This is a genomic window from Pseudomonas sp. ADPe, assembly GCF_014843515.1.
Lineage (GTDB): Bacteria > Pseudomonadota > Gammaproteobacteria > Pseudomonadales > Pseudomonadaceae > Pseudomonas > Pseudomonas citronellolis.
Genome location: NZ_CP062122.1, coordinates 1837629 through 1863299 on the forward strand (window position 1 = coordinate 1837629; position 25671 = coordinate 1863299).

Annotated in this window: 27 protein-coding genes; 19 read left to right on the top strand and 8 right to left on the bottom strand. The window is 67.9% G+C overall.

Annotated elements, in window-relative coordinates; genetic code table 11:
• The first annotated feature begins 50 nt into the window (after window positions 1–50).
• The 7 genes from IG194_RS08320 (at window position 51) to IG194_RS08350 (ending at window position 7717) form a co-directional block, all read left to right on the top strand.
• Entirely contained in the window at window positions 51–692 is a 642-nt protein-coding gene (locus IG194_RS08320) for a phosphatase PAP2 family protein (RefSeq protein WP_058487412.1), read from the top strand.
• Between the two features lie 455 nt (window positions 693–1147).
• The gene (locus IG194_RS08325; protein ID WP_009616002.1) at window positions 1148–2056 is read left to right on the top strand and encodes a glutamate/aspartate ABC transporter substrate-binding protein; all 909 of its coding nucleotides are present in this window, start codon (window positions 1148–1150) and stop codon (window positions 2054–2056) included.
• Between the two features lie 186 nt (window positions 2057–2242).
• Window positions 2243–2989, top strand: coding sequence for an amino acid ABC transporter permease (locus IG194_RS08330; protein WP_009616001.1), 747 nt, complete (start codon window positions 2243–2245; stop codon window positions 2987–2989).
• Window positions 2986–3654: an amino acid ABC transporter permease gene (locus IG194_RS08335; protein WP_173427889.1), complete on the top strand. Its 669-nt coding sequence runs from the start codon at window positions 2986–2988 to the stop codon at window positions 3652–3654. Before IG194_RS08330 ends, IG194_RS08335 begins: the two co-directional genes overlap by 4 nt.
• Window positions 3651–4385, top strand: a complete 735-nt coding sequence (locus IG194_RS08340; RefSeq protein WP_058070655.1) for an amino acid ABC transporter ATP-binding protein — start codon at window positions 3651–3653, stop codon at window positions 4383–4385. The genes IG194_RS08335 and IG194_RS08340 overlap by 4 nt, the downstream gene beginning before the upstream one ends.
• A 120-nt stretch (window positions 4386–4505) precedes the next feature.
• The gene (locus IG194_RS08345; protein ID WP_058487413.1) at window positions 4506–6392 is read left to right on the top strand and encodes a sensor histidine kinase; all 1887 of its coding nucleotides are present in this window, start codon (window positions 4506–4508) and stop codon (window positions 6390–6392) included.
• A complete protein-coding gene (locus IG194_RS08350; RefSeq protein WP_058487414.1) occupies window positions 6389–7717 on the top strand; it encodes a sigma-54-dependent transcriptional regulator in 1329 nt (442 codons plus the stop codon). Before IG194_RS08345 ends, IG194_RS08350 begins: the two co-directional genes overlap by 4 nt.
• A 193-nt stretch (window positions 7718–7910) precedes the next feature.
• Here IG194_RS08350 and IG194_RS08355 read toward each other — a convergent pair whose 3' ends face one another.
• Entirely contained in the window at window positions 7911–8312 is a 402-nt protein-coding gene (locus IG194_RS08355; RefSeq protein ID WP_058487415.1) for a type II toxin-antitoxin system MqsA family antitoxin, read from the bottom strand.
• Between the two features lie 2 nt (window positions 8313–8314).
• Window positions 8315–8611, bottom strand: coding sequence for a type II toxin-antitoxin system MqsR family toxin (locus tag IG194_RS08360; RefSeq protein ID WP_058487416.1), 297 nt, complete (start codon window positions 8609–8611; stop codon window positions 8315–8317).
• 126 nt (window positions 8612–8737) lie between these two features.
• On the opposite strand from IG194_RS08360, the gene IG194_RS08365 reads away from it, so the two are divergent.
• The 3 genes from IG194_RS08365 (at window position 8738) to IG194_RS08375 (ending at window position 9931) form a co-directional block, all read left to right on the top strand.
• A complete protein-coding gene (locus IG194_RS08365) occupies window positions 8738–9190 on the top strand; it encodes a hypothetical protein (protein ID WP_058487417.1) in 453 nt (150 codons plus the stop codon).
• 111 nt (window positions 9191–9301) lie between these two features.
• The gene (locus tag IG194_RS08370; RefSeq protein ID WP_009615992.1) at window positions 9302–9532 is read left to right on the top strand and encodes a hypothetical protein; all 231 of its coding nucleotides are present in this window, start codon (window positions 9302–9304) and stop codon (window positions 9530–9532) included.
• A gap of 159 nt (window positions 9533–9691) precedes the next feature.
• Entirely contained in the window at window positions 9692–9931 is a 240-nt protein-coding gene (locus IG194_RS08375; protein ID WP_009615991.1) for a hypothetical protein, read from the top strand.
• Between the two features lie 7 nt (window positions 9932–9938).
• Here IG194_RS08375 and IG194_RS08380 read toward each other — a convergent pair whose 3' ends face one another.
• A complete protein-coding gene (locus IG194_RS08380; protein ID WP_058487418.1) occupies window positions 9939–10550 on the bottom strand; it encodes a class I SAM-dependent methyltransferase in 612 nt (203 codons plus the stop codon).
• A gap of 195 nt (window positions 10551–10745) precedes the next feature.
• On the opposite strand from IG194_RS08380, the gene IG194_RS08385 reads away from it, so the two are divergent.
• The 6 genes from IG194_RS08385 (at window position 10746) to prpD (ending at window position 19368) form a co-directional block, all read left to right on the top strand.
• Window positions 10746–11468 (top strand): GntR family transcriptional regulator, encoded by a 723-nt coding sequence (locus IG194_RS08385; protein ID WP_009615989.1) that lies wholly within the window; start codon window positions 10746–10748, stop codon window positions 11466–11468.
• The gene (gene prpB / locus IG194_RS08390; protein ID WP_009615988.1) at window positions 11465–12349 is read left to right on the top strand and encodes a methylisocitrate lyase; all 885 of its coding nucleotides are present in this window, start codon (window positions 11465–11467) and stop codon (window positions 12347–12349) included. The genes IG194_RS08385 and prpB overlap by 4 nt, the downstream gene beginning before the upstream one ends.
• Window positions 12350–12461: 112 nt before the next feature.
• Window positions 12462–13619: a 2-methylcitrate synthase gene (gene prpC, locus IG194_RS08395; RefSeq protein WP_058487419.1), complete on the top strand. Its 1158-nt coding sequence runs from the start codon at window positions 12462–12464 to the stop codon at window positions 13617–13619.
• 18 nt (window positions 13620–13637) lie between these two features.
• A complete protein-coding gene (acnD, locus tag IG194_RS08400) occupies window positions 13638–16247 on the top strand; it encodes a Fe/S-dependent 2-methylisocitrate dehydratase AcnD (RefSeq protein ID WP_058489657.1) in 2610 nt (869 codons plus the stop codon).
• A gap of 119 nt (window positions 16248–16366) precedes the next feature.
• Entirely contained in the window at window positions 16367–17554 is a 1188-nt protein-coding gene (prpF, locus tag IG194_RS08405; RefSeq protein WP_058487420.1) for a 2-methylaconitate cis-trans isomerase PrpF, read from the top strand.
• Window positions 17555–17883: 329 nt separating this feature from the next.
• Complete coding sequence (gene prpD / locus IG194_RS08410) at window positions 17884–19368, top strand: 2-methylcitrate dehydratase (RefSeq protein ID WP_043273206.1); 1485 nt, start codon at window positions 17884–17886, stop codon at window positions 19366–19368.
• A 200-nt stretch (window positions 19369–19568) separates the two neighbouring features.
• Here prpD and IG194_RS08415 read toward each other — a convergent pair whose 3' ends face one another.
• From IG194_RS08415 to IG194_RS08425, 3 genes are read right to left on the bottom strand one after another with little or no spacing between them, the layout of a single operon-like run.
• Window positions 19569–20159, bottom strand: a complete 591-nt coding sequence (locus IG194_RS08415) for an LON peptidase substrate-binding domain-containing protein (RefSeq protein ID WP_043273207.1) — start codon at window positions 20157–20159, stop codon at window positions 19569–19571.
• Between the two features lie 15 nt (window positions 20160–20174).
• On the bottom strand, window positions 20175–20888 hold the full coding sequence (locus IG194_RS08420; protein ID WP_043314037.1) for an LrgB family protein: 714 nt from the start codon (window positions 20886–20888) through the stop codon (window positions 20175–20177).
• Entirely contained in the window at window positions 20881–21249 is a 369-nt protein-coding gene (locus IG194_RS08425) for a CidA/LrgA family protein (protein ID WP_009615981.1), read from the bottom strand. The genes IG194_RS08420 and IG194_RS08425 overlap by 8 nt, the downstream gene beginning before the upstream one ends.
• 152 nt (window positions 21250–21401) lie before the next feature.
• Here IG194_RS08425 and IG194_RS08430 point away from each other — a divergent pair, with 152 nt between their 5' ends.
• The 3 genes from IG194_RS08430 to IG194_RS08440 all read left to right on the top strand — a co-directional run bounded on the left by IG194_RS08430 (window position 21402) and on the right by IG194_RS08440 (window position 24145).
• The gene (locus IG194_RS08430) at window positions 21402–21857 is read left to right on the top strand and encodes a MaoC family dehydratase (RefSeq protein WP_009615980.1); all 456 of its coding nucleotides are present in this window, start codon (window positions 21402–21404) and stop codon (window positions 21855–21857) included.
• Between the two features lie 89 nt (window positions 21858–21946).
• Complete coding sequence (locus IG194_RS08435) at window positions 21947–23461, top strand: C13 family peptidase (protein WP_058487421.1); 1515 nt, start codon at window positions 21947–21949, stop codon at window positions 23459–23461.
• 42 nt (window positions 23462–23503) lie between these two features.
• The gene (locus IG194_RS08440) at window positions 23504–24145 is read left to right on the top strand and encodes an oxidoreductase (RefSeq protein WP_009615978.1); all 642 of its coding nucleotides are present in this window, start codon (window positions 23504–23506) and stop codon (window positions 24143–24145) included.
• A gap of 619 nt (window positions 24146–24764) precedes the next feature.
• On the opposite strand, the gene IG194_RS08445 is transcribed toward IG194_RS08440, so the two are convergent.
• Window positions 24765–25025, bottom strand: coding sequence for a YceK/YidQ family lipoprotein (locus tag IG194_RS08445; protein ID WP_009615977.1), 261 nt, complete (start codon window positions 25023–25025; stop codon window positions 24765–24767).
• A 16-nt stretch (window positions 25026–25041) separates the two neighbouring features.
• The gene (ubiX, locus tag IG194_RS08450) at window positions 25042–25671 is read right to left on the bottom strand and encodes a flavin prenyltransferase UbiX (protein WP_009615976.1); all 630 of its coding nucleotides are present in this window, start codon (window positions 25669–25671) and stop codon (window positions 25042–25044) included.

A 25671-nucleotide genomic window follows, 5' to 3' on the forward strand; every position in this document is an offset into this window, starting at 1 on the left:
GCCCTCGCTGTGCTATGGTTCGGCCCCTCGAAGGACCGCCTGCAAGCCCCATGACCCTCTGGAACCTCATCACCCGTTTCGGCGACAGCTCGCTGCTGCTGCCCTGCGCGCTGTTCATCTATGCCTGGTTGCTGCTGCGCCGGGAAACGTACAACGCCAACTGCTGGCTGCTGCTGTTCGGCCTGGCCGCCGGCGTCACCCTGGTCTCCAAGCTGGCCTTCATGGGCTGGGGCATCGGTATTCCCGCCTGGAACTTCACCGGGCTGTCCGGCCACAGCATGATGGCCGCCAGCGTCCTGCCGGTGCTCTGCAGCCTGCTGCTGCCCGCCCGCCCCGCCTGGCGCCTGGCCGCCGCGGCCGGCGGCGCCGTGCTGGCGGTGCTGGTGGGCGTGTCGCGGCTGCAGATCAACGTCCATTCGCCGGCGGAAGTCTACGGCGGGCTGGCCGTGGGCCTGGCCGCCAGCGGCGCCTTCCTCTGCCTTACGCAGCGCCGCCTGCCGTCGCTGTCGCCCGTGCTGCTGGCCCTGGTCCTGCTGCTGGCCTCGCTGCAGGGCGTGACCGGCGTGCGCGCCCCCACCCACCAGATGCTGGAACGCATCGCCGCCTACATGGCCGACCGCGACCAGCCGTTCAAGCGCGGCGAGTGGGGCGGCTTCCATCGCCTGGACGCCCAGCAGACGCCAGCGGCCTGAGCCGAGATGCCCTTCGTAGGATGGGTTGAGCCAGCGAAACCCATGCGGTCGTGGTGATGGGTATCGCTTCGCTCAACCCATCCTACGGTGAAATACCCTGCCTCCCTTACAGACCGCGCTGGAGCGCTCTTCGTAGGAGCGGGCCCTGCCCGCGATTCGCGCGCAGGGCGCGCTCCTACAAGGGAGCGGAGCGCGTGTTCGGAAAACCGAACGCGCGAACGGCATCTATTCGGCAGTCCGAACACCCGTCTCGCCAACGGCCCGCCGACCCTGAATATAAATCCTTTAAATTCAATTACTTGAAATAAATCCCAGGGACTGGCACGGTCCCTGCTCCAGTGCTTCCCGTGAGCATGCGGCAGCGCCGCGCTTGCCCGCCGGCCGCCAGGAGGGCCCGCCGCCGGGTACGCCTGCCGCAGGATCGACAACAACCAGAACAAGTCGAGGAAGCATCAATGCGTATCGCACCCCGTGTGCTGGGCGTGGCCATCGTCGCCGCCCTGTTCGCCACTCCGGCCCTTTCCGAGGAACTCACCGGCACCCTGAAGAAGATCAAGGACTCCGGCACCATCGTCCTCGGCCACCGTGACGCCTCCATCCCCTTCTCCTACCTGGCCGACGACCCGCGCCAGCCGGTGGGCTATTCCCACGACCTGCAGCTGAAGGTGGTGGAAGCGGTCAAGCAGGAACTGGGCATGCCCGACCTCAAGGTGCGCTACAACCTGGTCACCTCGCAGACGCGCATCCCGCTGGTGCAGAACGGCACCGTGGACATCGAGTGCGGCTCCACCACCAATAACCTGGAGCGCCAGAAGCAGGTCGACTTCTCCCTCGGCATCTTCGAGGTGGGCACCCGCCTGCTGACCAGGAAGACCAGCGGCATCAACGACTTTGCCGACCTCAAGGGCAAGAACGTGGTGACCACCGCCGGCACCACCTCCGAGCGCCTGCTCAAGTCGATGAACGCCGAGAAGAAGATGGGCATGAACATCATTTCGGCCAAGGACCACGGCGAATCCTTCCTGATGCTCGAATCCGGCCGCGCCGTGGCCTTCATGATGGACGACGCGCTGCTCTACGGCGAAATGGCCAAGGCCCGCAAGCCCGACGACTGGGCGGTGGTCGGCACCCCGCAGTCCTATGAAATCTACGGCTGCATGGTGCGCAAGGGCGATGAGGGCTTCAAGAAAGTGGTCGACAAGGCCATCGCCGATACCTTCGCCTCCGGGCAGATCAACGACATCTACGCCAAGTGGTTCACCCAGCCGGTGCCGCCCAAGGGCCTGAACCTCGAATTCCCGATGAGCGACACGCTCAAGAAGCTGATCGCCAGTCCCACCGACAAGTCTGCCGAGCAGATGTAACGGTGGCGCCCCGCCGCGCTCACGAGGCGCGGCCGGGCGGGGAACGGGAGCGCCAGCGGCGCTCCCGGCCTCCCCTTCCTTCCCGATCCACCACCGGAACACGCCCGCCACCCACGGGCGCAGGCGCCTGCGCGCCGCGTTCCGGCCGTTTCGACGCCCCGCACGGGGCCATCGAGGGCAACCTTCATGAACTACAACTGGGACTGGGGCGTGTTCTTCAAGTCCACCGGGATCGGCGACGAGATCTACCTGGACTGGTACATCGCCGGCCTGGGCTGGACCATCGCCGTCGCCCTCACTGCCTGGCTCCTCGCCCTGGCGCTGGGCCTGGTGCTGGGCGTGCTGCGCACCGTGCCGAACCGCTGGCTGTCGGCCATCGGCACCGGCTACGTCGAGCTGTTCCGCAACGTGCCGCTGCTGGTGCAGCTGTTCATCTGGTACTTCCTGGTCCCGGACCTGCTGCCGCAGCCGCTGCAGGACTGGTTCAAGCTCGGCCTGGCGCCGGAGACCTCGGCCTTCGTCAGCGTCGTGGTGTGCCTGGGCCTGTTCACCGCCGCGCGCGTCTGCGAGCAGGTGCGCACCGGCATCCAGGCGCTGCCCGGGGGGCAGGTCGCCGCCGGCCGCGCCATGGGCTTCAGCCTGCCGCAGGTGTACCGCTACGTGCTGCTGCCGCAGGCCTTGCGCATCATCATCCCGCCGCTGACCTCGGAGTTCCTCAACATCTTCAAGAACTCCTCGGTGGCCTCGCTGATCGGCCTCATGGAGCTGCTGGCGCAGACCAAGCAGACCGCCGAGTTCAGCGCCAACCTGTTCGAGGCCTTCACCCTGGCCACGGCGATCTACTTCACCCTGAACATGAGCCTGATGCTGTTCATGCGCCTGGTCGAGCGCAAGGTCGCGCTGCCCGGGCTGATTTCCGTGGGAGGCAAATGATGGACTTCGGCTCGATCGTCCCGGCGCTGCCGGGCCTGTGGGACGGCATGGCCATGACCCTGCAGCTGACCGGCCTGGGCGTACTCGGCGGCGTGGTGCTGGGCACCCTGCTGGCGCTGATGCGCCTGTCCCACAACCGCCTGCTGAGCAACCTCGCCGGCTTCTACGTCAACTACTTCCGCTCCATCCCGCTGCTGCTGGTGATCACCTGGTTCTACCTGGCGGTGCCCTACATCCTGCGCTGGATCACCGGCAGCGACACCCCGGTGGGCGCCTTCACCAGTTGCCTGGTGGCCTTCGTGATGTTCGAGGCGGCGTACTTCTGCGAGATCGTCCGCGCCGGCATCCAGGCCATCCCCAAGGGCCAGATGGGCGCGGCGCAAGCCCTGGGCATGACCTACGGCCAGTGCATGCGGCTGATCATCCTGCCCCAGGCGTTCCGCAAGATGACCCCGCTGCTGCTGCAGCAGAGCATCATCCTGTTCCAGGACACCTCGCTGGTCTACACCGTCGGCCTGATGGACTTCCTCAACGCGGCGCGCTCGCGCGGCGACATCATCGGCCAGCCCCACGAATTCCTGATCTTCGCCGGTCTGGTCTACTTCATCGTCAGCTTCACCGCCTCCTTCGCGGTCAAGCGCCTGCAGAAAGGGTTAGCCCTATGATCACCATCGACAACGTCAACAAGTGGTACGGCGACTTCCAGGTCCTCACCGACTGCAGCACCTCGGTCGCCAAGGGTGAAGTGGTGGTGGTCTGCGGGCCGTCCGGCTCGGGCAAGTCGACGCTGATCAAGTGCGTCAACGCCCTGGAGCCGTTCCAGAAGGGCGACATCGTGGTCGACGGCACTTCCATCGCCGATCCCAGGACCAACCTGCCGAAGCTGCGCTCGCGGGTGGGCATGGTGTTCCAGCACTTCGAGCTGTTCCCGCACCTGACCATCACCGAGAACCTGACCATCGCCCAGGTCAAGGTGCTCGGCCGCGGCAAGGACGAGGCCACCGAGAAGGGCCTGGCGCTGCTCGACCGCGTCGGCCTCAAGGCCCACGCCCACAAGCACCCCGGCCAGCTTTCCGGCGGCCAGCAGCAGCGCGTGGCCATCGCCCGCGCCCTGGCCATGGACCCGATCGTGATGCTGTTCGACGAACCCACCTCGGCGCTGGATCCGGAGATGGTCAACGAGGTGCTCGACGTGATGGTCCAGCTGGCCCAGGAAGGCATGACCATGATGTGCGTGACCCACGAGATGGGCTTCGCCCGCAAGGTGGCCGACCGGGTGATCTTCATGGACCGCGGGCAGATCGTCGAAGACTGCGCCAAGGAAGAGTTCTTCGGCGACCTGGAAGCCCGCTCCGAGCGCGCCCGGCAGTTCCTCGCCAAGATCCTCACCCACTGAAGCCCACCCATGCCCCGTAGGATGGGTTGAGCGAAGCGATACCCATCAGCGGCCGGCCCGTCGCCACGCCCGTCGCCACACCCGGCGCCGGGCTGGCCCGCTTCCGACGACTGTGATGCAATGCCCGCCCAGCCATTGACCCTGCCACCGCCGAACGTGAAGCCGAGCCTCGTGCGCAACCTGCTGTTGCCGATTCCGCTGATCCTGCTGATGCTCGGCTTCGGCTACGGCGGCTACCTGGTCAGCGCCGGCGCTGGCACCCGCGCCCTGGTCGCCAGCGGCGAGCGTCAGCTGGAACTGCACGCCCGCGGGGTGGAAAGCGAGATCAGCCGCTACACCTACCTGCCCAGCCTGCTGGAGCTGGAAAACAACGTCACCCGCCTGCTGCTGGAACCCACGTCCGACCGCCGCGACCTGGTCAACGCCTACCTCGAAGGCCTCAACCGCCGCGCCGGCAGCCGCGCCATCTACCTGCTGGACACCTCCGGCCGGGTGCTGGCCACCAGCAACTGGCAGGACGCCGACAGCTACCTGGGCGAGGACCTGTCCTTCCGCGCCTACTTCCAGGACGCCGTGCAGGGCCGCCCGGGGCGCTTCTACGGCATCGGCAGCACCGTCGGCGAGCCCGGCTACTACCTGGCCCACGGCCTGGTGCATGGCGGGCGCATCGTCGGCGTGGCGGTGGTCAAGGTGAAGATGGAGGCCCTGGAGGAACGCTGGGAGAAGGCCCAGCTGCAGGCCTTCGTCAGCGACGAGAACGGCATCATCGTCCTCTCCAGCAACCCGCAGCTGCGCCTGAAGGCGGTGCGCCCGCTCAGCGCCGCTGACAAGGAGCGCCTGGCGCGCAGCCTGCAGTACTACTGGTGGGCGCTCAACGAATGGCAGCCCAGCTCGCGCCGGGCCCTGGGCGAGGGCGTGGAGGAAATCGGCTTCCGCGACCGCGACGCCAGCGGCGAGCAGCACACCGAGCGCCTGTACCTGAAGCAGAGCCGCCGCCTGAACGACACCCCCTGGGACTTCACCCTGCTCAGCCCGCTGCAGGACGTGCGCCGCGAGGCCATGATCCACGGCGTGCTGGCCGCGGTGGGCTTCGCCCTGCTGGCGTTCCTGCTGATCGCCTGGAACGAGCGGCGCAAGGTCCTGGCCACCCGCCTGGCCGCCCGCGAGGCGCTGCAGCAGGCCAACGACGAACTGGAGCGGCGCATCGCCGAACGCACCGCCGACCTGCGCGCCAGCAACCAGCATCTACGCGAGCAGATCCGCGAGCGCCGCCAGGCCGAGGACACCCTGCGCAAGGCCCAGGACCGCCTGGTCCAGGCCGGCAAGCTGGCGGTGATCGGGCAGATGTCCACCAGCATCGCCCACGAACTGAACCAGCCGCTGGCGGCGCTGCGCACCCTCTCCGGCAACACCGTGCGCTTCCTCCAGCGCGGCGCCCTGGACATCGCCAGCAGCAACCTGGAAGCGATCAACGAAATGGTCGACCGCATGGGCCGCATCACCGCCAGCCTGCGCGCCTTCGCCCGGCGCGCCGACGACCACGGCCAGGCGCGCCTGGGCAAGGCGGTGGACGCCGCGCTGCGGGTGCTGCAGGTGCGCCTGAAGGACTGCCCGCTGGTCCTGCACCGCGAATTCGACGACGTGTGCCTGGGCATCGACCAGACGCGCCTGGAGCAGATCCTGGTCAACCTGATCGCCAACGCCCTCGACGCCATGAGCGCGCAGGCCGACCGCCAGCTCTGGCTCAGCGGCCGCGCCGAGGGCGCGCAATACCACCTGACGGTGCGCGACAACGGCCCGGGCATCCCGCCGGATGCCCGCGAGCACCTGTTCGAACCCTTCTTCACCACCAAGCCCGGCGAGCACGGCCTGGGCCTGGGCCTGACGCTCTCGGCCAGCCTCGCCACCGCCGCCGGCGGCAGCCTCGGCGTGGCCCACCCGGAGGCCGGCGGCACCGCCTTCGAACTCAGCCTGCCCCTGCTGCCCACTCAGGAACCCACGCCATGAGCGACGAAAAACTCCGCGTACTGGTGGTCGAGGACGACCCCCACGTGCTGCTCGGCTGCCAGCAGGCCCTGGCCCTGGAAGACATCGACAGCGACGGCGTGGCCAGCGCCGAGGAAGCGCTGCGGCGCGTGGGCGCCGACTTCCCCGGCATCGTCATCAGCGACATCCGCCTGCCCGGCATGGACGGCCTGCAGCTGCTGGCCCGCCTGCGCGAAAAGGACGCGCAGCTGCCGGTGGTGCTGATCACCGGCCACGGCGACATCGCCATGGCGGTGCAGGCCATGCGCGACGGCGCCTACGACTTCATGGAAAAGCCCTTCGCCCCCGAACGCCTGGTGGACGTGGCGCGGCGCGCCCTGGAGCACCGCCGGCTCAGCCGCGAGATCGGCCAGCTGCGCCGCCAGCTGGCCGGGCGCCAGGCCCTGGAGGCCCGGCTGATCGGCCGTTCGCCGGCGATGCAGGCGCTGCGCGAGCTGATCGCCAACGTCGCCGACACCTCGGCCAACGTGCTCATCGAGGGCGAGACCGGCACCGGCAAGGAGCTGGTGGCGCGCTGCCTGCACGACTACAGCCGGCGCCAGGCCAAGGCCTTCGTCGCGCTGAACTGCGGCGGCCTGCCGGAAAGCCTGATCGACAGCGAAATCTTCGGCCACGAGGCCCACGCCTTCACCGGCGCCGGCAAGCGGCGCATCGGCAAGATCGAGCACGCCGACGGCGGCAGCCTGTTCCTCGACGAGATCGAGAGCATGCCGCTGAACCTGCAGGTCAAGCTGCTGCGGGTGCTGCAGGAACACCAGCTGGAACGCCTGGGCTCCAACCAGCTGATCCCGGTGGACTGCCGGGTGATAGCCGCGACCAAGTCGGACCTCGCCGCCATGGGCCGCGAGGGCAGCTTCCGCAGCGACCTCTACTACCGCCTCAACGTCATCACCCTGCAGTTGCCGCCGCTGCGGGAAAGACGCGAAGACATCCTGATGCTCTTCGAGCACTTCCTGCAGCAGTCCTCGCTGCGCTTCGACCGCCCGGCGCCGGCCATCGACAACGCCACCGCCGCCAGCCTCATGGCCCACGACTGGCCGGGCAACGTGCGCGAACTGCGCAACGTCGCCGAACGCTTCGCCCTCGGCCTGCCGGTGCTGACCGGCGGCGGCCAGGGCCCGGACGCCAGCGAACCGCGCTTCGCCGAAGCCGTGGAAGCCTTCGAACGCAGCCTGCTGCAAAGCGCCCTGGAACGCCACGCCGGCAACCTCAGCCAAGCCGCCGTGGCACTGGGCATGGCCAAGACCACGCTGTTCGACAAGGTGAAGAAATACGGGTTGGCGTAGCTCCAGGGAAGCACGGTCGTAGGAGCGGACTCCGTCCGCGATTGTCCGATCCATTGCACCGAACCCTCCATCGGCACAGCCCTCGTAGGATGGGTTGAGCTTGCGAAACCCATGCGGTCGTGGTGATGGGTATCGCTTCGCTCAACCCATCCTACGGGGTGTCATATTTGCCGGAAGGTGCAGGAGACGCCCCTTACCCCGCGCGCACCTCTTCCAGCAATTCGGGATGGCGGTCGAGCACCTTGAGCAGCTTGACCAGCGCCAACGGCGGGCGCGTCTTGCCATTCTCGTAGCGGGAGAACGCGTTCACGCCGCCACCGAAGATCTCCGCGGCCTCGCGCTGGTCCAGCGCCAGCTTCTTGCGTACCGCGGCGATGAATCCCGGATCGACCATCGAAGCGTTCACCCGCTTGTTGAAGGCCAGCATCTGGGCATTCACCCGCGCCGACTCTTCGGCGTCCAGCACCGCCTCGCCACAGGCCGGGCAGAACTCACCGCGCACAGCCGTTATCAGGGTGCTCTCCCCCTTGTAGGCATAGGGAAGGTCGCGGGTCTCGTGGAGCAGTTCGGCTCCACCGCAGAGGGGACATTTCATGCTCATAGCTCCTTGAAGGACACGACAAGCACATCGTCTATGACGGTCAACTTCAGATAGATCCGCCCCACGGCGGTCGAAGGTCGGTAGACGTCCTGCCAGACCCGATGATCGGCGTGAGTCGTCATGCTCTTGTGGAAATCGCGGGGCGCCAGGGCCTCGATGACCGCCAGCATGCCGGCGAAGTCCAACCCCAGCGCCGCGCCGCCGGAGAGCGCGGAATAGGTCGCGCGAACCCTGCCCTGGGCAAGCAGCGACTTGACTCGATCGAGACGGCAATGGGGTGCCGATTTCTCCATCGAGCAAGGCTAGACAAACCCCGGCCATTTGGCAACTTGGTTAATTCCAGCCTGCCGCATTGCACTCCCACGCAAGCTCCGGGACACTACCCGCCTTTCCCATCGCCGCCCCGCCGGAGCCGCCCCATGTCCGCAAAATCCGAAGCCTTCTGGAACCAGCTCTGCGCCGACGCCGGCGTCGATCCGCAGCGGCGCCTGGCCGCGCGCCAGGCCATTCTGGCCGATGCGAAGGCGGTGGATGCCTGCTTCTACCGCCCCGACGACAACGACCCGGACGCCGAGGAGCTGGACCTGGGCGACGCCAGGGTGCTCATTCTCGGCCCCTTCGAGGCGCCCGCCGACTGGGACGCCGCCGAGCGCGAGGCGTTCTTCGAGGATGCCGACCCGGCGGCCTTCTTCAACGCCCTGGTGGAGTGCGAGGCCGCGCCCGGCAGCAAGGCCTTCTTCGTCCCGGAGATCGGCGATTTCGTCGCCGTGATGCCGAGCCCGGACAAGGTGCAGATGTACTTCCTGCACGACTGGCACGAAGAGGAAGACGGCTGCCATTGCGTGCTGGTGCGCGACGACGAAGGTCTCTGAGCCGACACGCAACCCAGGCTTTTTCCTACAGAAGCAGCGGTGAATCTCCACTAGGCCGGGCGCCGGGCCGAACCTACAGTTGCGGGCTCATTGCACCCAGCGGCGCCCGCCATGCCCCACGATCACGACAGCCTGCCGGTGGAACTCGAAACCCACCTGCCCAACCACGCCCCGCGCATCCTGCGCGGGCGCATCAGCCTGAACGACTACCACGACCTGCTGCTGGGCGACACGCCCGCCCTGGTGCGCCTGACGGACCTGCATGGCCAGAGCGACCTGTTCATCCGCGGGGTGAACATCCGCTGGGTGGTCCGCACCGACGACAGCGACGCAGCCGCCTAGGCGCCGCGCCGAAACCTGCGCGGGCCTGGCTGAACCGAAGCTGAATATCGCCACGATTCATCGGCGCCCGGGGAACCGGGCGTCACGGCGTCAGTCACAGAGGAATCTTCGGCAACTTCCTACGCAGCCTTCGGCAGCAGCGCCGTGCGAGAGCCCACCATGCAACCGGATCAAGACACCCTCTGGGTCGAACTGGAAACCCTGGACAACGCCCAGCGCCCGCATCGCCTGCGCGGACGCATGCAACTGCGCGACTACTTCGACCTGCTGGCCGGCTGCGCCCCCAGCCTGGTGCGCCTGGACGATTGCCGCGCCGACCGTCGCGGCCCGGTGGCCGACCTGTTCATCCGCAGCGTGCATATCCTGCGGGTGATGGCCCTGGGCCCGGTGCCGGCCTGAAGCGGCCTCAGTCGGCCATCCCCTTGTAGACATAGGTCATCGGCCGCGGCCCCGGCAGGTACTCGCGGCTCAGTTCGCGCATCTGGAAACCGCCGGCCTCGATCAGCGCCGGGATGTCGCGGTCCAGGTGGCAGCCGCCGGCCAGCGGCTTCCAGATCGGCGTCAGGCGGTGCTGCCAGGCGCGCACGCCGGCATCCGGCGCCAGGCCGTGCTCGCAGAAGAGGAACTCGCCGCCCGGCTTGAGCACCCGGCGCATCTCCCGCAGCGCCGCCAGCACGTCCGGGATGCTGCACAGGGTGAAGGTGCAGACGATGGAGTCGAAGCTGCCGGCGTCGGCGCGAATCTGCCCCAGCTCCAGCGCCACCATTTCCACCGGGATGCCGATGCCCGCCGCGCGCTTGCGCGCCAGGCCCTGCATCTGCGCCGCCGGGTCGACGCCGACGATTGTCGACACTTTCCCCGCGTCGTAGAAACCCAGGTTCAAGCCGGTGCCGATGCCGATCTCCAGCACCCGGCCACGGGCCCGCGGCACCAGCTTCGAACGCTGCTTCATCACCTCGCCCATGCCGCAGGCGCAGTCGATCAGCCGTGGCAGCAGGTAGCGGTCGTAGACACCCATGCTCGTCTCCGGTGGCGGTTTCGCCCAGCCTAGCGCAGCCCAGGCCGCGTCGCGCGGGCTTTTCCGCCATCCGCCGGATTCCTGGGAACCTTTGTGCATAACTCGTCGGCCCATTAGACGATTGTCGACAATCCCCTTGACCACACGAACGAGGGGGGTTAGTTTTCGCCGCACCTGATGTGGATTGTCGACACCATGAACGAATCCCTGCTCCTGCCCAACGACGTCGAAGGCGACGGCGAGACGCTTTCGGAACACGTGTTCCGCAAGATCCAGTCGGCCATCGTCAAGGGCGAGATCGCCCCCGGCAGCAAGATCTCCGAGCCGGAGCTGGCGCGCACCTACGGCATCAGCCGCGGCCCGCTGCGCGAGGCGATCCACCGCCTGGAGGGCCAGAAGCTGCTGGTGCGCGTGCCCCACGTCGGCGCGCGGGTGGTGTCGCTGAGCCACGCCGAACTGATCGAGCTGTACGAAATCCGCGAATCCCTGGAAGGCATGGCCTGCCGCCTGGCCGCCGAGCGCATGAGCCAGGCCGAGATCGACGAGCTGCGCCGGGTGCTCGACACCCACGAGCGCGACGAGGCCTTCCAGGCCGGGCGCGGCTACTACCAGCAGGAAGGCGACTTCGACTTCCACTACCGGATCATCCAGGGCAGCGGCAACCGCACCCTGAGCCAGATGCTCTGCGGCGAGCTGTACCAGTTGGTGCGCATGTACCGCCTGCAGTTCTCCGCCGTGCCGAACCGGCCGCGCCAGGCCTTCGCCGAGCACCACCGCATTCTCGATGCCATCGCCGACCGTGACGGCGAACTGGCCGAACTGCTGATGCGCCGTCACATCGGCGCCTCCAAGCGCAACATCGAGCGTCACTACCTGGACGCCCAAGCCAAGACAGCCAACGAACGAGGTGAGTCATGAGTCTGCTTTCCCCCGGCCAGCGTTTCCGTACCGCCCTTGCCGAAGAGAAACCGCTGCAGGTGATCGGTGCGATCAACGCCAACCACGCCCTGCTCGCCAAGCGCGCCGGCTTCAAGGCCATCTACCTCTCCGGCGGCGGCGTCGCCGCCGGCTCCCTGGGCCTGCCGGACCTGGGCATCAACACCCTGGACGACGTGCTCACCGACGTGCGCCGCATCACCGACGTCTGCGACCTGCCGCTGCTGGTGGACATCGACACCGGCTTCGGCCCCAGCGCCTTCAACATCGAGCGCACGGTCAAGAGCCTGATCAAGGCCGGCGCCGCCGCCGCGCACATCGAGGATCAGGTCGGCGCCAAGCGCTGCGGCCACCGTCCGGGCAAGGAAATCGTCTCCACCGAGGAAATGGCCGACCGCGTGAAGGCCGCCGCCGACGCCAAGACCGACCCGAACTTCTTCCTCATCGCCCGCACCGATGCCATCCAGGCCGAGGGCGTGGACGCCGCCATCGAGCGCTGCCTGCGCTACGTGGAAGCCGGCGCCGACGGCATCTTCGCCGAGGCCGCCTACGACCTGCCGACCTACAAGCGCTTCGTCGACGCGCTGAACGTGCCGGTGCTGGCCAACATCACCGAGTTCGGCGCCACCCCGCTGTTCACCCGCGACGAGCTGGCCTCGGTCGGCGTGGCCATCCAGCTCTACCCGCTGTCGGCCTTCCGCGCCGCCAACAAGGCCGCCGAAGCCGTGTACACCGCGATCCGCCAGGAAGGCCACCAGCAGAACGTCATCGAGCTGATGCAGACTCGTGCCGAGCTGTACGACCGCATCGGCTACCACGCCTTCGAGCAGAAGCTCGACGCGCTCTTCGCCAGCAAAAAATAAAAGCCGATAAAAGCCGAAAAAAGCGCTGGAGGCTGGACGACTCGCTCTTCGTTCAGCCTCCAGCCTCCAGCGCTCTTATCGGCTCTTAAAAGTCCAAGATGAGGAAACACCGATGAGCACGACTGAAACCACAACTGCCTTCAAGCCGAAGAAATCCGTGGCCCTCTCCGGCACCGCCGCCGGCAACACCGCCCTGTGCACCGTCGGCCGCACCGGCAACGACCTGCACTACCGCGGCTATGACGTGCTCGACTTCGCCAACCGCTGCGAATTCGAGGAAATCGCCCACCTGCTGGTCCACGGCAAGCTGCCCAACGTCGCCGAGCTGGCCGCCTACAAGGCCAAGCTCAAGGCCCTGCGCGGCCTGCCGGCAGGCGTCAAGGCCGCCCTGGAAACCCTGCCGCCGTCGGCCCACCCGATGGACGTGATGCGCACCGCGGTGTCCGTGCTCGGCTGCCTACAGCCCGAGAAGGACGACCACAACCACCCCGGCGCCCGCGACATCGCCGACAAGCTGATGGCCTCCCTGGGCTCGGCGCTGCTGTACTGGTACCACTTCAGCCACAACGGCAAGCGCATCGACGTGGAGACCGACGACGACTCCATCGGCGGCCATTTCCTGCACCTGCTGCACGGCGAGAAGCCGCGCGAGTCCTGGGTGCGCGCCATGCATACCTCGCTGAACCTGTACGCCGAGCACGAGTTCAACGCCTCCACCTTCACCTCCCGCGTCATCGCCGGCACCGGCTCGGACATGTACTCCTGCATCGCCGGCGCCATCGGCGCGCTGCGCGGCCCGAAACACGGCGGCGCCAACGAGGTGGCCTTCGAGATCCAGAAGCGCTACGACAACCCGGACGAGGCCGAAGCCGACATCCGCGCCCGCGTCGAGAAGAAGGAAGTGGTGATCGGTTTCGGCCACCCGGTCTACACCGTGTCCGATCCGCGCAACAAGGTGATCAAGGAAGTCGCCCGCCAGCTCTCCGAAGAGCAGCACAACAGCAAGATGTACGACATCGCCGAGCGCCTGGAAAGCGTGATGTGGGAAATCAAGAAGATGTTCCCCAACCTCGACTGGTTCAGCGCCGTCAGCTACCACATGATGGGCGTGCCCACCGCCATGTTCACCCCGCTGTTCGTGATCGCCCGCACCGCCGGCTGGTCCGCCCACGTCATCGAGCAGCGCATCGACGGCAAGATCATCCGCCCGAGCGCCAACTACGTAGGTCCCGAAGACCTGAAGTTCGTGCCGCTCAAGGACCGCCCCTGAATAACGATGAATAACATCATGAATACCCAATACCGTAAAAGCCTGCCCGGCACACAACTGGACTACTTCGACGCCCGCGCGGCCGTCGAAGAGATCCAGGCTGGTGCCTGGGACAAACTCCCGTACACCTCGCGCGTGCTGGCCGAGCAGCTGGTGCGCCGCTGCGAGCCGGAGCTGCTCACCGCGGCCCTGGAGCAGCTGGTCTACCGCAAGCGCGACCTCGACTTTCCCTGGTACCCGGCGCGCGTGGTCTGCCACGACATCCTCGGGCAGACCGCGCTGGTCGACCTGGCCGGCCTGCGCGACGCCATCGCCGACCAGGGCGGCGACCCGTCCAAGGTCAACCCGGTGGTGCCGACGCAGCTGATCGTCGACCACTCCCTGGCCGTGGAAGCCCCGGGCTTCGACCCCGAGGCCTTCGAGAAGAACCGCGCCATCGAGGACCGCCGCAACGAGGACCGCTTCCACTTCATCGAGTGGACCAAGACCGCGTTCAAGAACGTCGACGTGATCCCCGCCGGCAACGGCATCATGCACCAGATCAACCTGGAGAAGATGAGCCCGGTGATCCAGGCGCGCGGCGGCGTGTCCTTCCCCGACACCTGCGTGGGCACCGACTCGCACACCCCGCACGTGGACGCCCTGGGCGTGATCGCCATCGGCGTCGGCGGCCTGGAAGCCGAGACCGTGATGCTCGGCCACCCGTCGATGATGCGCCTGCCCGACATCGTCGGCGTCGAGCTGACCGGCAAGCGCCAACCCGGCATCACCGCCACCGACATCGTCCTGGCCCTGACCGAGTTCCTGCGCAAGGAGCGCGTGGTGGGCGCCTACGTGGAGTTCTTCGGCGAAGGCGCGGACAGCCTCTCCGTCGGCGACCGCGCGACCATCTCCAACATGTGTCCGGAATACGGCGCCACCGCCTCGATGTTCTACATCGACCAGCAGACCATCGATTACCTCAAGCTCACCGGCCGCGAGCCCGAGCAAGTGGCGCTGGTGGAGAACTACGCGAAGACCCTCGGCCTGTGGGGCGACGCCCTGAAGACCGCCGAGTACGAGCGCGTGCTCAGCTTCGACCTGGGCAGCGTGGTGCGCAACATGGCCGGCCCGTCCAACCCGCACCGCCGCCTGCCGACCTCGGCGCTGGCCGAGCGCGGCATCGCCGACGAGGCCAAGCTGGAGTCCGGCCGCGACGAAGAAGCCCACGGCCTGATGCCTGATGGCGCGGTGATCATCGCCGCCATCACCAGTTGCACCAACACCTCCAACCCGCGCAATGTGGTGGCCGCCGGCCTGCTGGCGAAGAAGGCCAACGCGCTGGGCCTGGTGCGCAAGCCCTGGGTGAAGACCTCCTTCGCGCCGGGCTCGAAAGTCGCCAGGCTGTATCTGGAAGAAGCCGGCCTGCTGACCGAGCTGGAGAAGCTCGGCTTCGGCATCGTCGCCTACGCCTGCACCACCTGCAACGGCATGTCCGGGGCGCTGGAGCCGAAGATCCAGCAGGAGATCATCGACCGCGACCTGTACGCCACCGCGGTGCTCTCGGGCAACCGCAACTTCGACGGGCGCATCCACCCCTACGCCAAGCAGGCCTTCCTCGCCTCGCCGCCGCTGGTGGTGGCCTACGCCATCGCCGGCACCGTGCGCTTCGACATCGAGCAGGACCCGCTGGGCACCGACAGTCAAGGCAACCCGATCACCCTGAAGGACCTGTGGCCGTCCGACGAAGAGATCGACGCCATTGTCGCGGCCAGCGTGAAGCCCGAGCAGTTCCGCCAGGTGTACATCCCGATGTTCGACCTGGGCAGCGTGAAGGAAGCCGACAGCCCGCTGTACGACTGGCGCCCGATGTCCACCTACATCCGCCGCCCGCCGTACTGGGAAGGCGCGCTGGCTGGCGAACGCACGCTCAAGGGCATGCGCCCGCTGGCGATCCTGCCGGACAACATCACCACCGACCACCTGTCGCCGTCCAACGCCATCCTCGCCAGCTCCGCGGCCGGCGAATACCTGGCGAAAATGGGCCTGCCGGAGGAGGACTTCAACTCCTACGCCACCCACCGCGGCGACCACCTCACCGCACAGCGCGCCACCTTCGCCAACCCGCAACTGGTCAACGAGATGGCCGTGGTCGACGGCCAGGTGAAGAAGGGTTCGCTGGCCCGCGTGGAACCGGAAGGCAAGGTGATGCGCATGTGGGAAGCCATCGAAACCTACATGAACCGCAAGCAGAACCTGATCATCGTCGCCGGCGCCGACTACGGCCAGGGCTCGTCCCGCGACTGGGCGGCCAAGGGCGTGCGCCTGGCCGGCGTGGAAGTGATCGTGGCCGAAGGCTTCGAGCGCATCCACCGCACCAACCTGGTGGGCATGGGCGTGCTGCCGGTGGAGTTCAAGCCGGGCACCACGCGCCTGACCCTGGGCCTGGACGGCACCGAGACCTACGACATCGAAGGCGAACTGTCGCCGCGCTGCGACCTGACCCTGGTGGTCAACCGCCGCAACGGTGAAGTGCTCCGCGTCCCGGTGACCTGCCGCCTCGACACCGCCGCCGACGTCAGCGTGTACAAGGCCGGCGGCGTGCTGCAGCGCTTCGCCAAGGACTTCCTCAAGGGGGCAGTAGCCTAAGACCGCAGGTTCGAGAAAAGCGCTGGAGGCTGGAGGCTGAAAGCTGAACGAGAAGCCGCTCCCTCGTTCAGCCTCCAGCGCCTTTTTCGGTTTTTCATCCCCTCAGCCAGGACGAAATCATGGCTCAGCAACCCCAGATAAAGATTCCTGCCACCTACATCCGCGGCGGCACCAGCAAGGGCGTGTTCTTCCGCCTGCAGGACCTGCCCGAGCGCTGCCAGGTGCCGGGCGCGGCGCGCGACAAGCTGTTCATGCGCGTGATCGGCAGCCCCGATCCGTACAGCGCGCACATCGACGGCATGGGCGGCGCCACCTCCAGCACCAGCAAGTGCGTGATCCTGTCCAAGAGCAGCCAGCCCGGCCACGACGTCGACTACCTCTACGGACAGATTTCCATCGACAAGGCCTTCGTCGACTGGAGCGGCAACTGCGGCAACCTCTCCACCGCCGCCGGAGCCTTCGCCATCCACGCCGGCCTGGTCGACCCCGAGCGCATCCCGGACAACGGCACCTGCGTGGTGCGCATCTGGCAGGCCAACATCAACAAGACCATCATCGCCCACGTGCCGGTGACCAACGGCCAGGTCCAGGAAACCGGCGACTTCGAGCTGGACGGGGTGACCTTCCCCGCCGCCGAGATCGTGCTGGAGTTCCTCGACCCGTCCGACGACGGCGAGGAAGGCGGCTCGATGTTCCCCACCGGCAACCTGGTGGACGACCTGGAAGTGCCCGGCGTCGGCACCTTCAAGGCGACCATGATCAGCGCCGGCATCCCCACCGTGTTCGTCAATGCCGAGGACATCGGCTACAAGGGCACCGAACTGCGCGAAGACATCAACTCCGATCCCGAGCAACTGGCGCGCTTCGAAAAGATCCGCATCGCCGGCGCCCTGCGCATGGGCCTGATCAAGACTCCCGAAGAAGCGGCCACCCGCCAGCACACGCCGAAGATCGCCTTCGTCTCGCCGCCCAAGGACTACCGCACCTCCAGCGGCAAGCAGGTGCAGGCCGGCGACGTCGACCTGCTGGTGCGCGCGCTGTCCATGGGCAAGCTGCACCACGCGATGATGGGCACCGCCGCCGTGGCCATCGGCACCGCCGCGGCCGTGCCGGGCACCCTGGTCAACCTCGCGGCCGGAGGCGGCGAACGCACCGCCGTGCGCTTCGGCCACCCCTCCGGTACCCTGCGCGTGGGCGCCGAGGCCAGGCAGGTGGACGGCGAATGGACCGTGACCAAGGCCATCATGAGCCGCAGCGCGCGCATCCTCATGGAAGGCTGGGTGCGGGTGCCGGGCGACGCCTTCTGAGCGCCGCCGCGTAGGAGCGGATTCCGTCCGCGATGGCCCTGGCCGGCGCAATCGCGGATGAATCCTACGGTTCCAGGAAGCACGGCTTTTCGTAGGATGGCGTTGAGCGAAGCGATACCCATCAGCGCAACCGCATGGGTTTCGCAAGCTCAACCCATCCTACGAAGAGCACCTCGGCGCAAGACAGTCGCTCCTACGTTGCAGGCGAGCACCTCGGCAGCTGCTCGCCGTAGGATGGGTCGAGCGAAGCGATACCCATCGCCATCGTTCGCGAAAGCTTTGCGCCGCCAGCGTCTAGACTCTCCCGGATTACCGCGCAGGAGCACGCCATGAGCACCAACGCCGATCCGAACACCCGCCCCGACTACGACGGCGTCCTGCAGCAGATCGCCGACTACGTCCTGACCTACCGCGTCGACTCCGCCGAAGCACGCGACACCGCGCGGCTGTGCCTGATGGACAGCCTGGCCTGCGCCCTGCTGGCCCTGCGCTTCCCCGAATGCACCAAGCTGCTCGGCCCGCAGGTGGAAGGCACCGTGGTGCCCCACGGCTCGCGGGTGCCGGGCACGCGTTTCTGCCTCGACCCGGTCAAGGCCGCCTGGGACATTGGCGCGCTGGTGCGCTGGCTGGACTACAACGACACCTGGCTGGCCGCCGAATGGGGCCACCCGTCGGATAACCTCGGCGCCATCCTCGGCCTCGCCGACCACCTGGCGCAACGCGCCCAGGCCAACGGCGAGCCGCCGCTGAGCATGGGCGACGTGCTGGAATCCATGGTCCTGGCCCACGAGATCCAGGGCGTGTTCGCCCTGGAGAACGCCTTCAACCGCGTCGGCCTGGACCACGTGTTCCTGGTCAAGCTCGCCTCCACGGCGGTGAGCGCACGGCTGCTCGGCGCCGACCGCGAGCAGCTGCTCTCCGCCCTCTCCCACGCCTGCGTCGACGGCCAGGCGCTACGCACCTACCGCCACGCGCCCAACGCCGGCTCGCGCAAGTCCTGGGCCGCCGGTGACGCCAGCAGCCGCGGCCTGCGCCTGGCGGACATCGCCCGGCGCGGCGAGATGGGCATCCCCGGCGTGCTGAGCGCGCCGCAGTGGGGCTTCTACGACGTGCTGTTCAGCCACACCAACAAGGACCTGGCGCTCAAGCCCGACGACCAGCGCCGCTTCCGCCTGCCGCAGCCCTTCGCCAGCTACGTGATGGAGAACGTGCTGTTCAAGATCAGCTTCCCCGCCGAGTTCCACGCGCAGACCGCCGTGGAAGCCGCGGTGCAGCTGCACCCGCTGGTGCGCAACCGCATCAGCGAGATCACCCGCATCGTCATCGACACCCAGGAATCGGCGATCCGCATCATCTCCAAGACCGGCCCCCTGGCCAACGCCGCCGACCGCGACCACTGCATCCAGTACATGGTCGCCGTGCCACTGATCTACGGCACCCTGGAAGCCGAGCACTACGAAGACGCCTTCCACGCCGCGCACCCGCTGATCGACCGCCTGCGCGACAAGATGGAAGTGGTGGAAGACCCGCGCTACAGCCGCGAATACCTGGAGCCGGGCAAGCGCAGCATCGCCAACGCCGTGCAGGTGTTCTTCAGCGACGGCAGCAGCACGCCGAAGATCGAGGTGGAATACCCGGTGGGCCACCGCCGCCGCCGCGCCGAGGGCATCCCGCTGCTGGAGGCGAAGTTCCGCAACGCCCTGGCCACCCGCTTCGCCCCGCAGCGCTGCGCGCAGATAACCGCGCTGTGCGACGACCCCGCGCAACTGGAAGCCACGCCGGTGCACCGCTTCATGGATTTGCTGGTGATCTGAGCAAAGGAGCGTCCTGGACGTAGGGCGAATAACCGTTCGCGGTTATCCGCCGATACACCGTGGCCACAGCCCACGCCAAGGCCAACCCGGACGCCGCCGGGGAGCAAGGCCAATCGGCGGATAACGCCGTAGGCGTTATTCGCCCTACGCCAGGCCCAACGGTGACGTAGGGCGCATAATCGTTCGCGCGCCGCCCACGCTCAAGCCAACAGATCCCCCTGCAACTGCTCCAGCAACACCTGGATGCGCGCCAGGCGCACCGTGGGGTCGTCCATCTCCAGCAGCACCTGCTTCTGCTCCGGCTCGAAGGGCAGCAGGTAGGCCAGTTGGCAGGCCAGCTCCTGCTGGCCGTGGACTTCGCCGCCCATCTCCAGGGTGGCGACCATCGGGTGCAGCGACAGCGCGCCGAGCAGCGCGGCCAGGTCGTCGTGTTCCTCGGTCAGCGGCTGGTCGGGCTGTTCCTCCAGCCAGGCCACGTCGGCTTCCAGCAGTTGGTCCGGCTGCACCTGCGTATCCAGCACGCGGAAACGCCGGCCGCCCTCGACGCGGATGCCCAGCAGGCCGTTGGGCAACTGCTGCCAGTCGCGGATCAGCGCCTCGCAGCCGACCTGGCTGAACGCCTGCGGCGCCTCGCCCACTTCGCGGCCTTCGACGATGGACACCACGCCGAAGCCGCCGCCCTGCTTCATGCAGCGGCCGATCATGTCCAGGTAGCGCGCCTCGAAGATCTGCAGGTCCAGGCGGCAACCGGGGAACAGCACGGTGTTGAGGGGGAAGAGCGGCAACTTCATGTGAATCTTCCTGCTTCAGGCGATCAACGCTACCGCCAACGGTAGCAGCACTGCGGTGGCCACGCCCATCAGGCTCATCGCCAGGGCGGCGAAGGCGCCGCATTCCTCGCCCTCCTGCAGGGCGCGGGAAGTGCCCACGGCATGGGCGGTCATGCCCAGCGCCATGCCCTGGGCGGCCGGGTGGCGCACGCCGATGCGGCGCAGCAGCTCCGGGCCGAGGATGGCGCCGAGCACCCCGGTGATCAGCACGAACACCGCCGCCAGCGCCGCCACGCCGCCGATCTGGCTGGCCACCAGCATGGCGATGGGCGAGGTCACCGACTTCGGCGCCAGGCTCATCAGCAGCTCGCCGCGCAGGCCGAACAGCCAGCCCAGGCCGATACCGGCCACGGTGGCCAGCACGCCGGCCACCAGCAGGGTGACCAGGGTCGGCCAGAACAGCTGGCGGATGCGCTTGAGGTTGAGGAACAGCGGCACCGCCAAGGCCACGGTGGCCGGGCCGAGCAGCACGGTCAGCACGCTGACCCCGGCGCTGTAGGCCTGGTAGTCGATGCCGGTGCCCAACAGCACCAGGATCACCATGGCCATGGACACCAGCACCGGCTGCAGGAACACCCAGCGCGTGCGCTCGTAGGCCGCCAGGGCCAGCTGGTAGGTCGCCAGGGTGATGCCGATGCAGAACAGCGGGTGATGGGTGACCGCCTGCCAGGCGCCTTGCCAGTCAAGCATCGCGGGCCTCCTTGCGGCCGCGCTGGCGGTCGATCAGCTTCTGCATCAGCCAGCCGGCGAACAGGAAGGAGCCCAGCAGCGACAGCGCCAGGGCCCCGGCCAGCGGCCAGAAGTCCGCCAGCAGCTGGCGGCCGTAGACCATCACCCCCACCGCCGGCGGCACCAGCAGCAGCGGCAGGTAGCGCAGCAGCGAGGAGGCCGCGAGCGTGATCGGCTCGCCCACTTCCCCGCGCGCCAGCAGGAACGCCAACAGCAGCACCAGCCCAATGATGGGGCCGGGGATCATCGGCAGGATGAGAACATTCAGACCGGTGCCCAGCAGTTGGAACAGCACCAGCCAGGTCAGGCCGCGGAGCAGCATGGCAACCTCCTGTGAAAAAGCCCGACATTATGCCCAAGTACGCCCGGCCTATGGCATGGCATTCGCTTCAAGCATAGGTGCGCAGCCGTCATCGACCTGTGCCATGCTGCATCGCACGCAAAAAACAACAACACGCGTTCGCGGAGGAAAACATGCCGTTCGTTCCCGTCAGCACCCTCAAGGACTACATTGGCAAGGACCTGGGCCATTCCGAATGGCTCACCATCGACCAGAACCGCATCAACCAGTTCGCCGAGTGCACCGAGGACCACCAGTTCATCCACGTCGACCCGGAGAAGGCGAAGAAGACCCCGTTCGGCGGCACCATCGCCCACGGCTTCCTCTCCCTGTCGCTGATTCCCAAGCTCTGCGAAGGCCTGCTGGTGCTCCCGGAGAACCCGAAGATGGTGGTCAACTACGGCCTCGACAGCGTGCGCTTCATCCAGCCGGTGCCGGTGGATTCGCGGGTGCGCCTGCAGGTGACCATCCTCGACGTCAGCGAGAAGAACCCCGGCCAGTGGCTGATCAAGGCACGCTGCACCCTGGAGATCGAGGGCCTGCCCAAGCCGGCCTACATCGCCGAATCGCTGAGCCTGGCCTTCGTCTGACGCCGGCGCCCGGCCCCCTGCAAAAAAGCCCGCGCCCGCGGGCTTTTTTGCGTCACACTGGTGCAAAACCGCCGTGACCGACCTGCCGCATGCGCCTGCACCTTCCCCTCCTCGCCCTGATCCTGGCCCTGGCGGCCTGCGACCAGGGCCCCGCCCAGCCCTCGGCCGACCTGGTGCTGCCCGACGGCGCGCGCTACCACGGCGCCCTCGTCGACGGCCGCCTGCACGGCGAGGGGCGCCTGGAGCACGGCAACGTCGCCTGGTACCGGGGCCGCTTCGCCAAGGGCCTGTTCGACGGCCCGGGCGAATGGCACGGCGCCGACGGCAGCCACTACCAGGGCGGCTTCCGCGCCGGCCTCTACCACGGCCAGGGCCAATTGGACGACGGCCAGGGCAACGAATACGCCGGCACCTTCGAGAACGGCCAGCTACGCGGCAAGGGCAGCTTCAGCGACGCCGACGGCGACCGCTACGAGGGCGGCTTCGAGAACACCGAATTCAGCGGCCAGGGGCGCTTCGTCAACGCCGACGGCGACGTCTGGAGCGGCCAGTTCAGCCAGGGCGCGCTGAACGGCCAGGGCAAGTACGAAGGCCGCGACGGCAGCCGCTACGAAGGCGGCTTCAAGGACTGGCGCTTCGCCGGCGAAGGCGTGCTGACCCAGGCCGACGGCCAGGTCTACCGTGGCCAGTTCGCCGACGGCAAGTTCGCCGGCAAGGGCAGCCTGCGCGGCGCCGACGGGCGCCTGCAGGCCGGCACCTGGAGCAACGGCCTGCTGCGCCGCGACGAACAGGGCCGGCGCCTGCCCAACCCGGTGGAGGTCGGCCTGCTGGAACAGGGCCGCCTGCTCGACCGCGCCCTGGCCGCGCTGCCGCCTTCCACGCCGCAGGTGGAGCTGTACGCCCTGAGCGTGGGCGGCGACGGCAAGCAGAGCGTGTTCCTGCGCGAGGCCGACTACGTCGCCCGCCTGCTCGGCCAGCGCTTCGGCGCGCGCGGCGTGGTCACCCTGGTGAACAACCGCAACCATGCCGACGACCGCCCCATGGCCACCCGCGAGAGCCTGGCGCGGGCGATCCGCGCCCTGGCGCGCAGCAGCGGCCCGGAGGACCTGGTGTTCATCTACCTGACCAGCCACGGCAGCCACGACCACCAGCTGATCCTCGACATGCCCGGCATCCGCCTGGACAACCTGCCCGCCGCCGACCTGGCCGAACTCCTCGCGCCGCTGAAGGATCGCGACAAGGTGCTGGTGATCTCGGCCTGCTACAGCGGCGGCTTCATCGAACCTCTGAAGGACGACAGGACTCTGATCATGACCGCGGCGCGCAGCGACCGGGTGTCCTTCGGCTGTTCCGAGGAAGCGGACTTCACCTACTTCGGCCAGGCCCTGTTCGCCAACGCCCTGAACGCCACCGACGACCTGCAGCAGGCCTTCCAGCTGGCCAGCAGCGAGGTCGCCCGGCGCGAGACGGCGGACGGCTTCGACGCTTCCGAGCCGCAGCTGTGGGCGCCAGCGGCCGTGCTGCAGCGCTGGAACACCTTGCGTGCGGGCCAGGCCAGCCGGGCCCTGAGCGCCGATGCGGGGCACGTGCAGGAAAAACGATAGCCCGGCAACTACGCTTGTAACTGTGTCAGCGGAGAAACCAGGATGTATTCAACACCGACGCATGTCATTCTCGCCGGCGCCACCGGCCTCACCGGCGAACACCTGCTCGACCGCATGCTCAGCGAGCCGACGGTCAAGCGCGTGCTGGCGCCTACGCGCCGGCCACTGGCCGCCCACCCGCGCCTGGAGAACCCCATCGGCCCGCTGGCCGAACTCATCCCCAACCTGGCCGGGCCGGTGGACACGGTGTTCTGCTGCCTGGGCACAACGCTCAAGGAGGCCGGCTCGGAGGCGGCCTTCAAGGCGGTGGACTACGACCTGCCGCTGGCCCTGGGCGAGCACGCGCTCAAGCTCGGCGCGCGGCACTACGTGGTGGTCAGCGCGCTGGGCGCGGACAGCAAGTCCTCGCTGTTCTACAACCGCGTCAAGGGCGAGCTGGAAGAGGCCCTGCAGAAACAGGGCTGGGCGCAACTGACCATCGCCCGCCCGTCCCTGCTGCTGGGCCAGCGCGAGGAAATCCGCCTGGCCGAACTGCTCGCCGCGCCCTTCGCCCGCATCCTCCCCGGCAAGCTGCACGGCATCGAAGCCTGCGCCCTGGCCCGCGCCCTCTGGCGCCTGGCCCTGGAGACGGGCAAGGGTGTGCGGTTCGTGGAGTCGGACGAGTTGCGCAGGCTGGGGAAATAGTCCCGACAGCGCCGAGGCGCTCTTCGTAGGATGGGTTGAGCCTTGGCGAAACCCATGCGGCCGTGGCGATGGGTATCGCTTCGCTCAACACCATCCTACGACGGTATTTCCTGTTGCGCCCTGCGCGCGATTTCGCGGGCAGAGCCCGCTCCTACAGTTCGGCATGAGGCATGGCATTCCCCCGTAGGAGCGGACCTTGTCCGCGATAGCCGGAGGTTCCGGCGCAGTTCGCGGATAAGATCCGCTACGCGACGCCCACCTGTAGGAGCGCGCCCTGCGCGCGATTCGCGGGCAGGGCCCGCTCCTACAGTTCGGCATGAGGCATGGCATTCCCCTGTAGGAGCGGACCTTTTCCGCGATAGCCGGGGGTTCCGGCGCGGTTCGCGGATAGGATCCGCTCCTACGCAACGCCCACCTGCAGGAACGCGCCCTGCGCGCGATTTCGCGGGCAGGGCCCGCTCCTACAGTTCGGCATGAGGTATGGCATTCCCCTGTAGGAGCGGACCTTGTCCGCGATAGCCGGGGGCTCCGGCGCGGTTCGCGGATAGGATCCGCTCCTACGCGACGCCCACCTGTAGGAGCGCGCCCTGCGCGCGATTCGCGGGCAAGGCCCGCGGCGTCAATTCCCGCCCCACACCTGCAGGCCGATGCCCAGCTCCGCGGCAATCGACAGCGGCAACAGCACGGTGTCCAGCAACGCGCTACCCGGCAGGTCCAGCCGTGGGTATTTCGGCGCCTCGGTGCCGTAGTGGTCCTGCGGGCAACAACCGCCGTTGATGGAATACCAGTCCAGCCGCGTGCCGGCGTAGATCAGCGGGGCGCCGGGCTTGTTGGCGTTGAGGGTCTTCACGGTGGCGCAGCCGCCCAGCTGCAGCAACATCAAGGCGGCTAGGAGCTTATTCGTCACTGACAAGGTGGTGTTCGCCCCAGCGCGGCAGCATGTCCTGGGGGATGCCCAGTTGGTTGAGGATGCGCGCGACCACGAAGTCGATCAGGTCGTCGATGGTCTGCGGCTGATGGTAGAAACCCGGCGCCGCCGGCAGGATCACCGCGCCCAGGTTGGACAGCTTGAGCATGTTCTCCAGGTGGATGCTGGAGAGCGGCGCCTCGCGCGGCACCAGGATCAGCTGACGGCGCTCCTTCAGGGCGACGTCGGCGGCGCGCTCGATCAGGTTGTTGCAGGCGCCGCTGGCAATCGCCGACAGCGTGCCGGTGGAGCAAGGCACCACCACCATGGCGCCGGGCGCGCCGGAGCCGGAGGCCACCGGGGCCATCCAGTCTTCCTTGCCGTAGACGCGGATCTGCCCCGGCGCGGCGCCGGTGTATTCGCTGAGGAAGGCCTGCATCGCCTGGGGCTTGCCCGGCAGGGTCACGTCGGTCTCGGTGGCCACCACCAGTTGCGCGGCCTTGGAGATCAGGAAGTGCACCTCGCGGTCTTCCTGCACCAGGCAGTCGAGCAGGCGCAGGCCGTACTGCGCGCCGGAGGCGCCGGTCATCGCCAGGGTGACGCGTTCGGCTCCCGCCAT

Coding starts and splice junctions, on each gene's coding strand:
- IG194_RS08320 (WP_058487412.1), top strand. CDS start 51: ATGACCCTCTGGAACCTCATCACCCGTTTCGGCGACAGCTCGCTGCTG.
- IG194_RS08325 (WP_009616002.1), top strand. CDS start 1,148: ATGCGTATCGCACCCCGTGTGCTGGGCGTGGCCATCGTCGCCGCCCTG.
- IG194_RS08330 (WP_009616001.1), top strand. CDS start 2,243: ATGAACTACAACTGGGACTGGGGCGTGTTCTTCAAGTCCACCGGGATC.
- IG194_RS08335 (WP_173427889.1), top strand. CDS start 2,986: ATGATGGACTTCGGCTCGATCGTCCCGGCGCTGCCGGGCCTGTGGGAC.
- IG194_RS08340 (WP_058070655.1), top strand. CDS start 3,651: ATGATCACCATCGACAACGTCAACAAGTGGTACGGCGACTTCCAGGTC.
- IG194_RS08345 (WP_058487413.1), top strand. CDS start 4,506: ATGCCCGCCCAGCCATTGACCCTGCCACCGCCGAACGTGAAGCCGAGC.
- IG194_RS08350 (WP_058487414.1), top strand. CDS start 6,389: ATGAGCGACGAAAAACTCCGCGTACTGGTGGTCGAGGACGACCCCCAC.
- IG194_RS08355 (WP_058487415.1), bottom strand. CDS start 8,312: ATGAAATGTCCCCTCTGCGGTGGAGCCGAACTGCTCCACGAGACCCGC.
- IG194_RS08360 (WP_058487416.1), bottom strand. CDS start 8,611: ATGGAGAAATCGGCACCCCATTGCCGTCTCGATCGAGTCAAGTCGCTG.
- IG194_RS08365 (WP_058487417.1), top strand. CDS start 8,738: ATGTCCGCAAAATCCGAAGCCTTCTGGAACCAGCTCTGCGCCGACGCC.
- IG194_RS08370 (WP_009615992.1), top strand. CDS start 9,302: ATGCCCCACGATCACGACAGCCTGCCGGTGGAACTCGAAACCCACCTG.
- IG194_RS08375 (WP_009615991.1), top strand. CDS start 9,692: ATGCAACCGGATCAAGACACCCTCTGGGTCGAACTGGAAACCCTGGAC.
- IG194_RS08380 (WP_058487418.1), bottom strand. CDS start 10,550: ATGGGTGTCTACGACCGCTACCTGCTGCCACGGCTGATCGACTGCGCC.
- IG194_RS08385 (WP_009615989.1), top strand. CDS start 10,746: ATGAACGAATCCCTGCTCCTGCCCAACGACGTCGAAGGCGACGGCGAG.
- prpB (WP_009615988.1), top strand. CDS start 11,465: ATGAGTCTGCTTTCCCCCGGCCAGCGTTTCCGTACCGCCCTTGCCGAA.
- prpC (WP_058487419.1), top strand. CDS start 12,462: ATGAGCACGACTGAAACCACAACTGCCTTCAAGCCGAAGAAATCCGTG.
- acnD (WP_058489657.1), top strand. CDS start 13,638: ATGAATACCCAATACCGTAAAAGCCTGCCCGGCACACAACTGGACTAC.
- prpF (WP_058487420.1), top strand. CDS start 16,367: ATGGCTCAGCAACCCCAGATAAAGATTCCTGCCACCTACATCCGCGGC.
- prpD (WP_043273206.1), top strand. CDS start 17,884: ATGAGCACCAACGCCGATCCGAACACCCGCCCCGACTACGACGGCGTC.
- IG194_RS08415 (WP_043273207.1), bottom strand. CDS start 20,159: ATGAAGTTGCCGCTCTTCCCCCTCAACACCGTGCTGTTCCCCGGTTGC.
- IG194_RS08420 (WP_043314037.1), bottom strand. CDS start 20,888: ATGCTTGACTGGCAAGGCGCCTGGCAGGCGGTCACCCATCACCCGCTG.
- IG194_RS08425 (WP_009615981.1), bottom strand. CDS start 21,249: ATGCTGCTCCGCGGCCTGACCTGGCTGGTGCTGTTCCAACTGCTGGGC.
- IG194_RS08430 (WP_009615980.1), top strand. CDS start 21,402: ATGCCGTTCGTTCCCGTCAGCACCCTCAAGGACTACATTGGCAAGGAC.
- IG194_RS08435 (WP_058487421.1), top strand. CDS start 21,947: ATGCGCCTGCACCTTCCCCTCCTCGCCCTGATCCTGGCCCTGGCGGCC.
- IG194_RS08440 (WP_009615978.1), top strand. CDS start 23,504: ATGTATTCAACACCGACGCATGTCATTCTCGCCGGCGCCACCGGCCTC.
- IG194_RS08445 (WP_009615977.1), bottom strand. CDS start 25,025: ATGTTGCTGCAGCTGGGCGGCTGCGCCACCGTGAAGACCCTCAACGCC.
- ubiX (WP_009615976.1), bottom strand. CDS start 25,671: ATGGCGGGAGCCGAACGCGTCACCCTGGCGATGACCGGCGCCTCCGGC.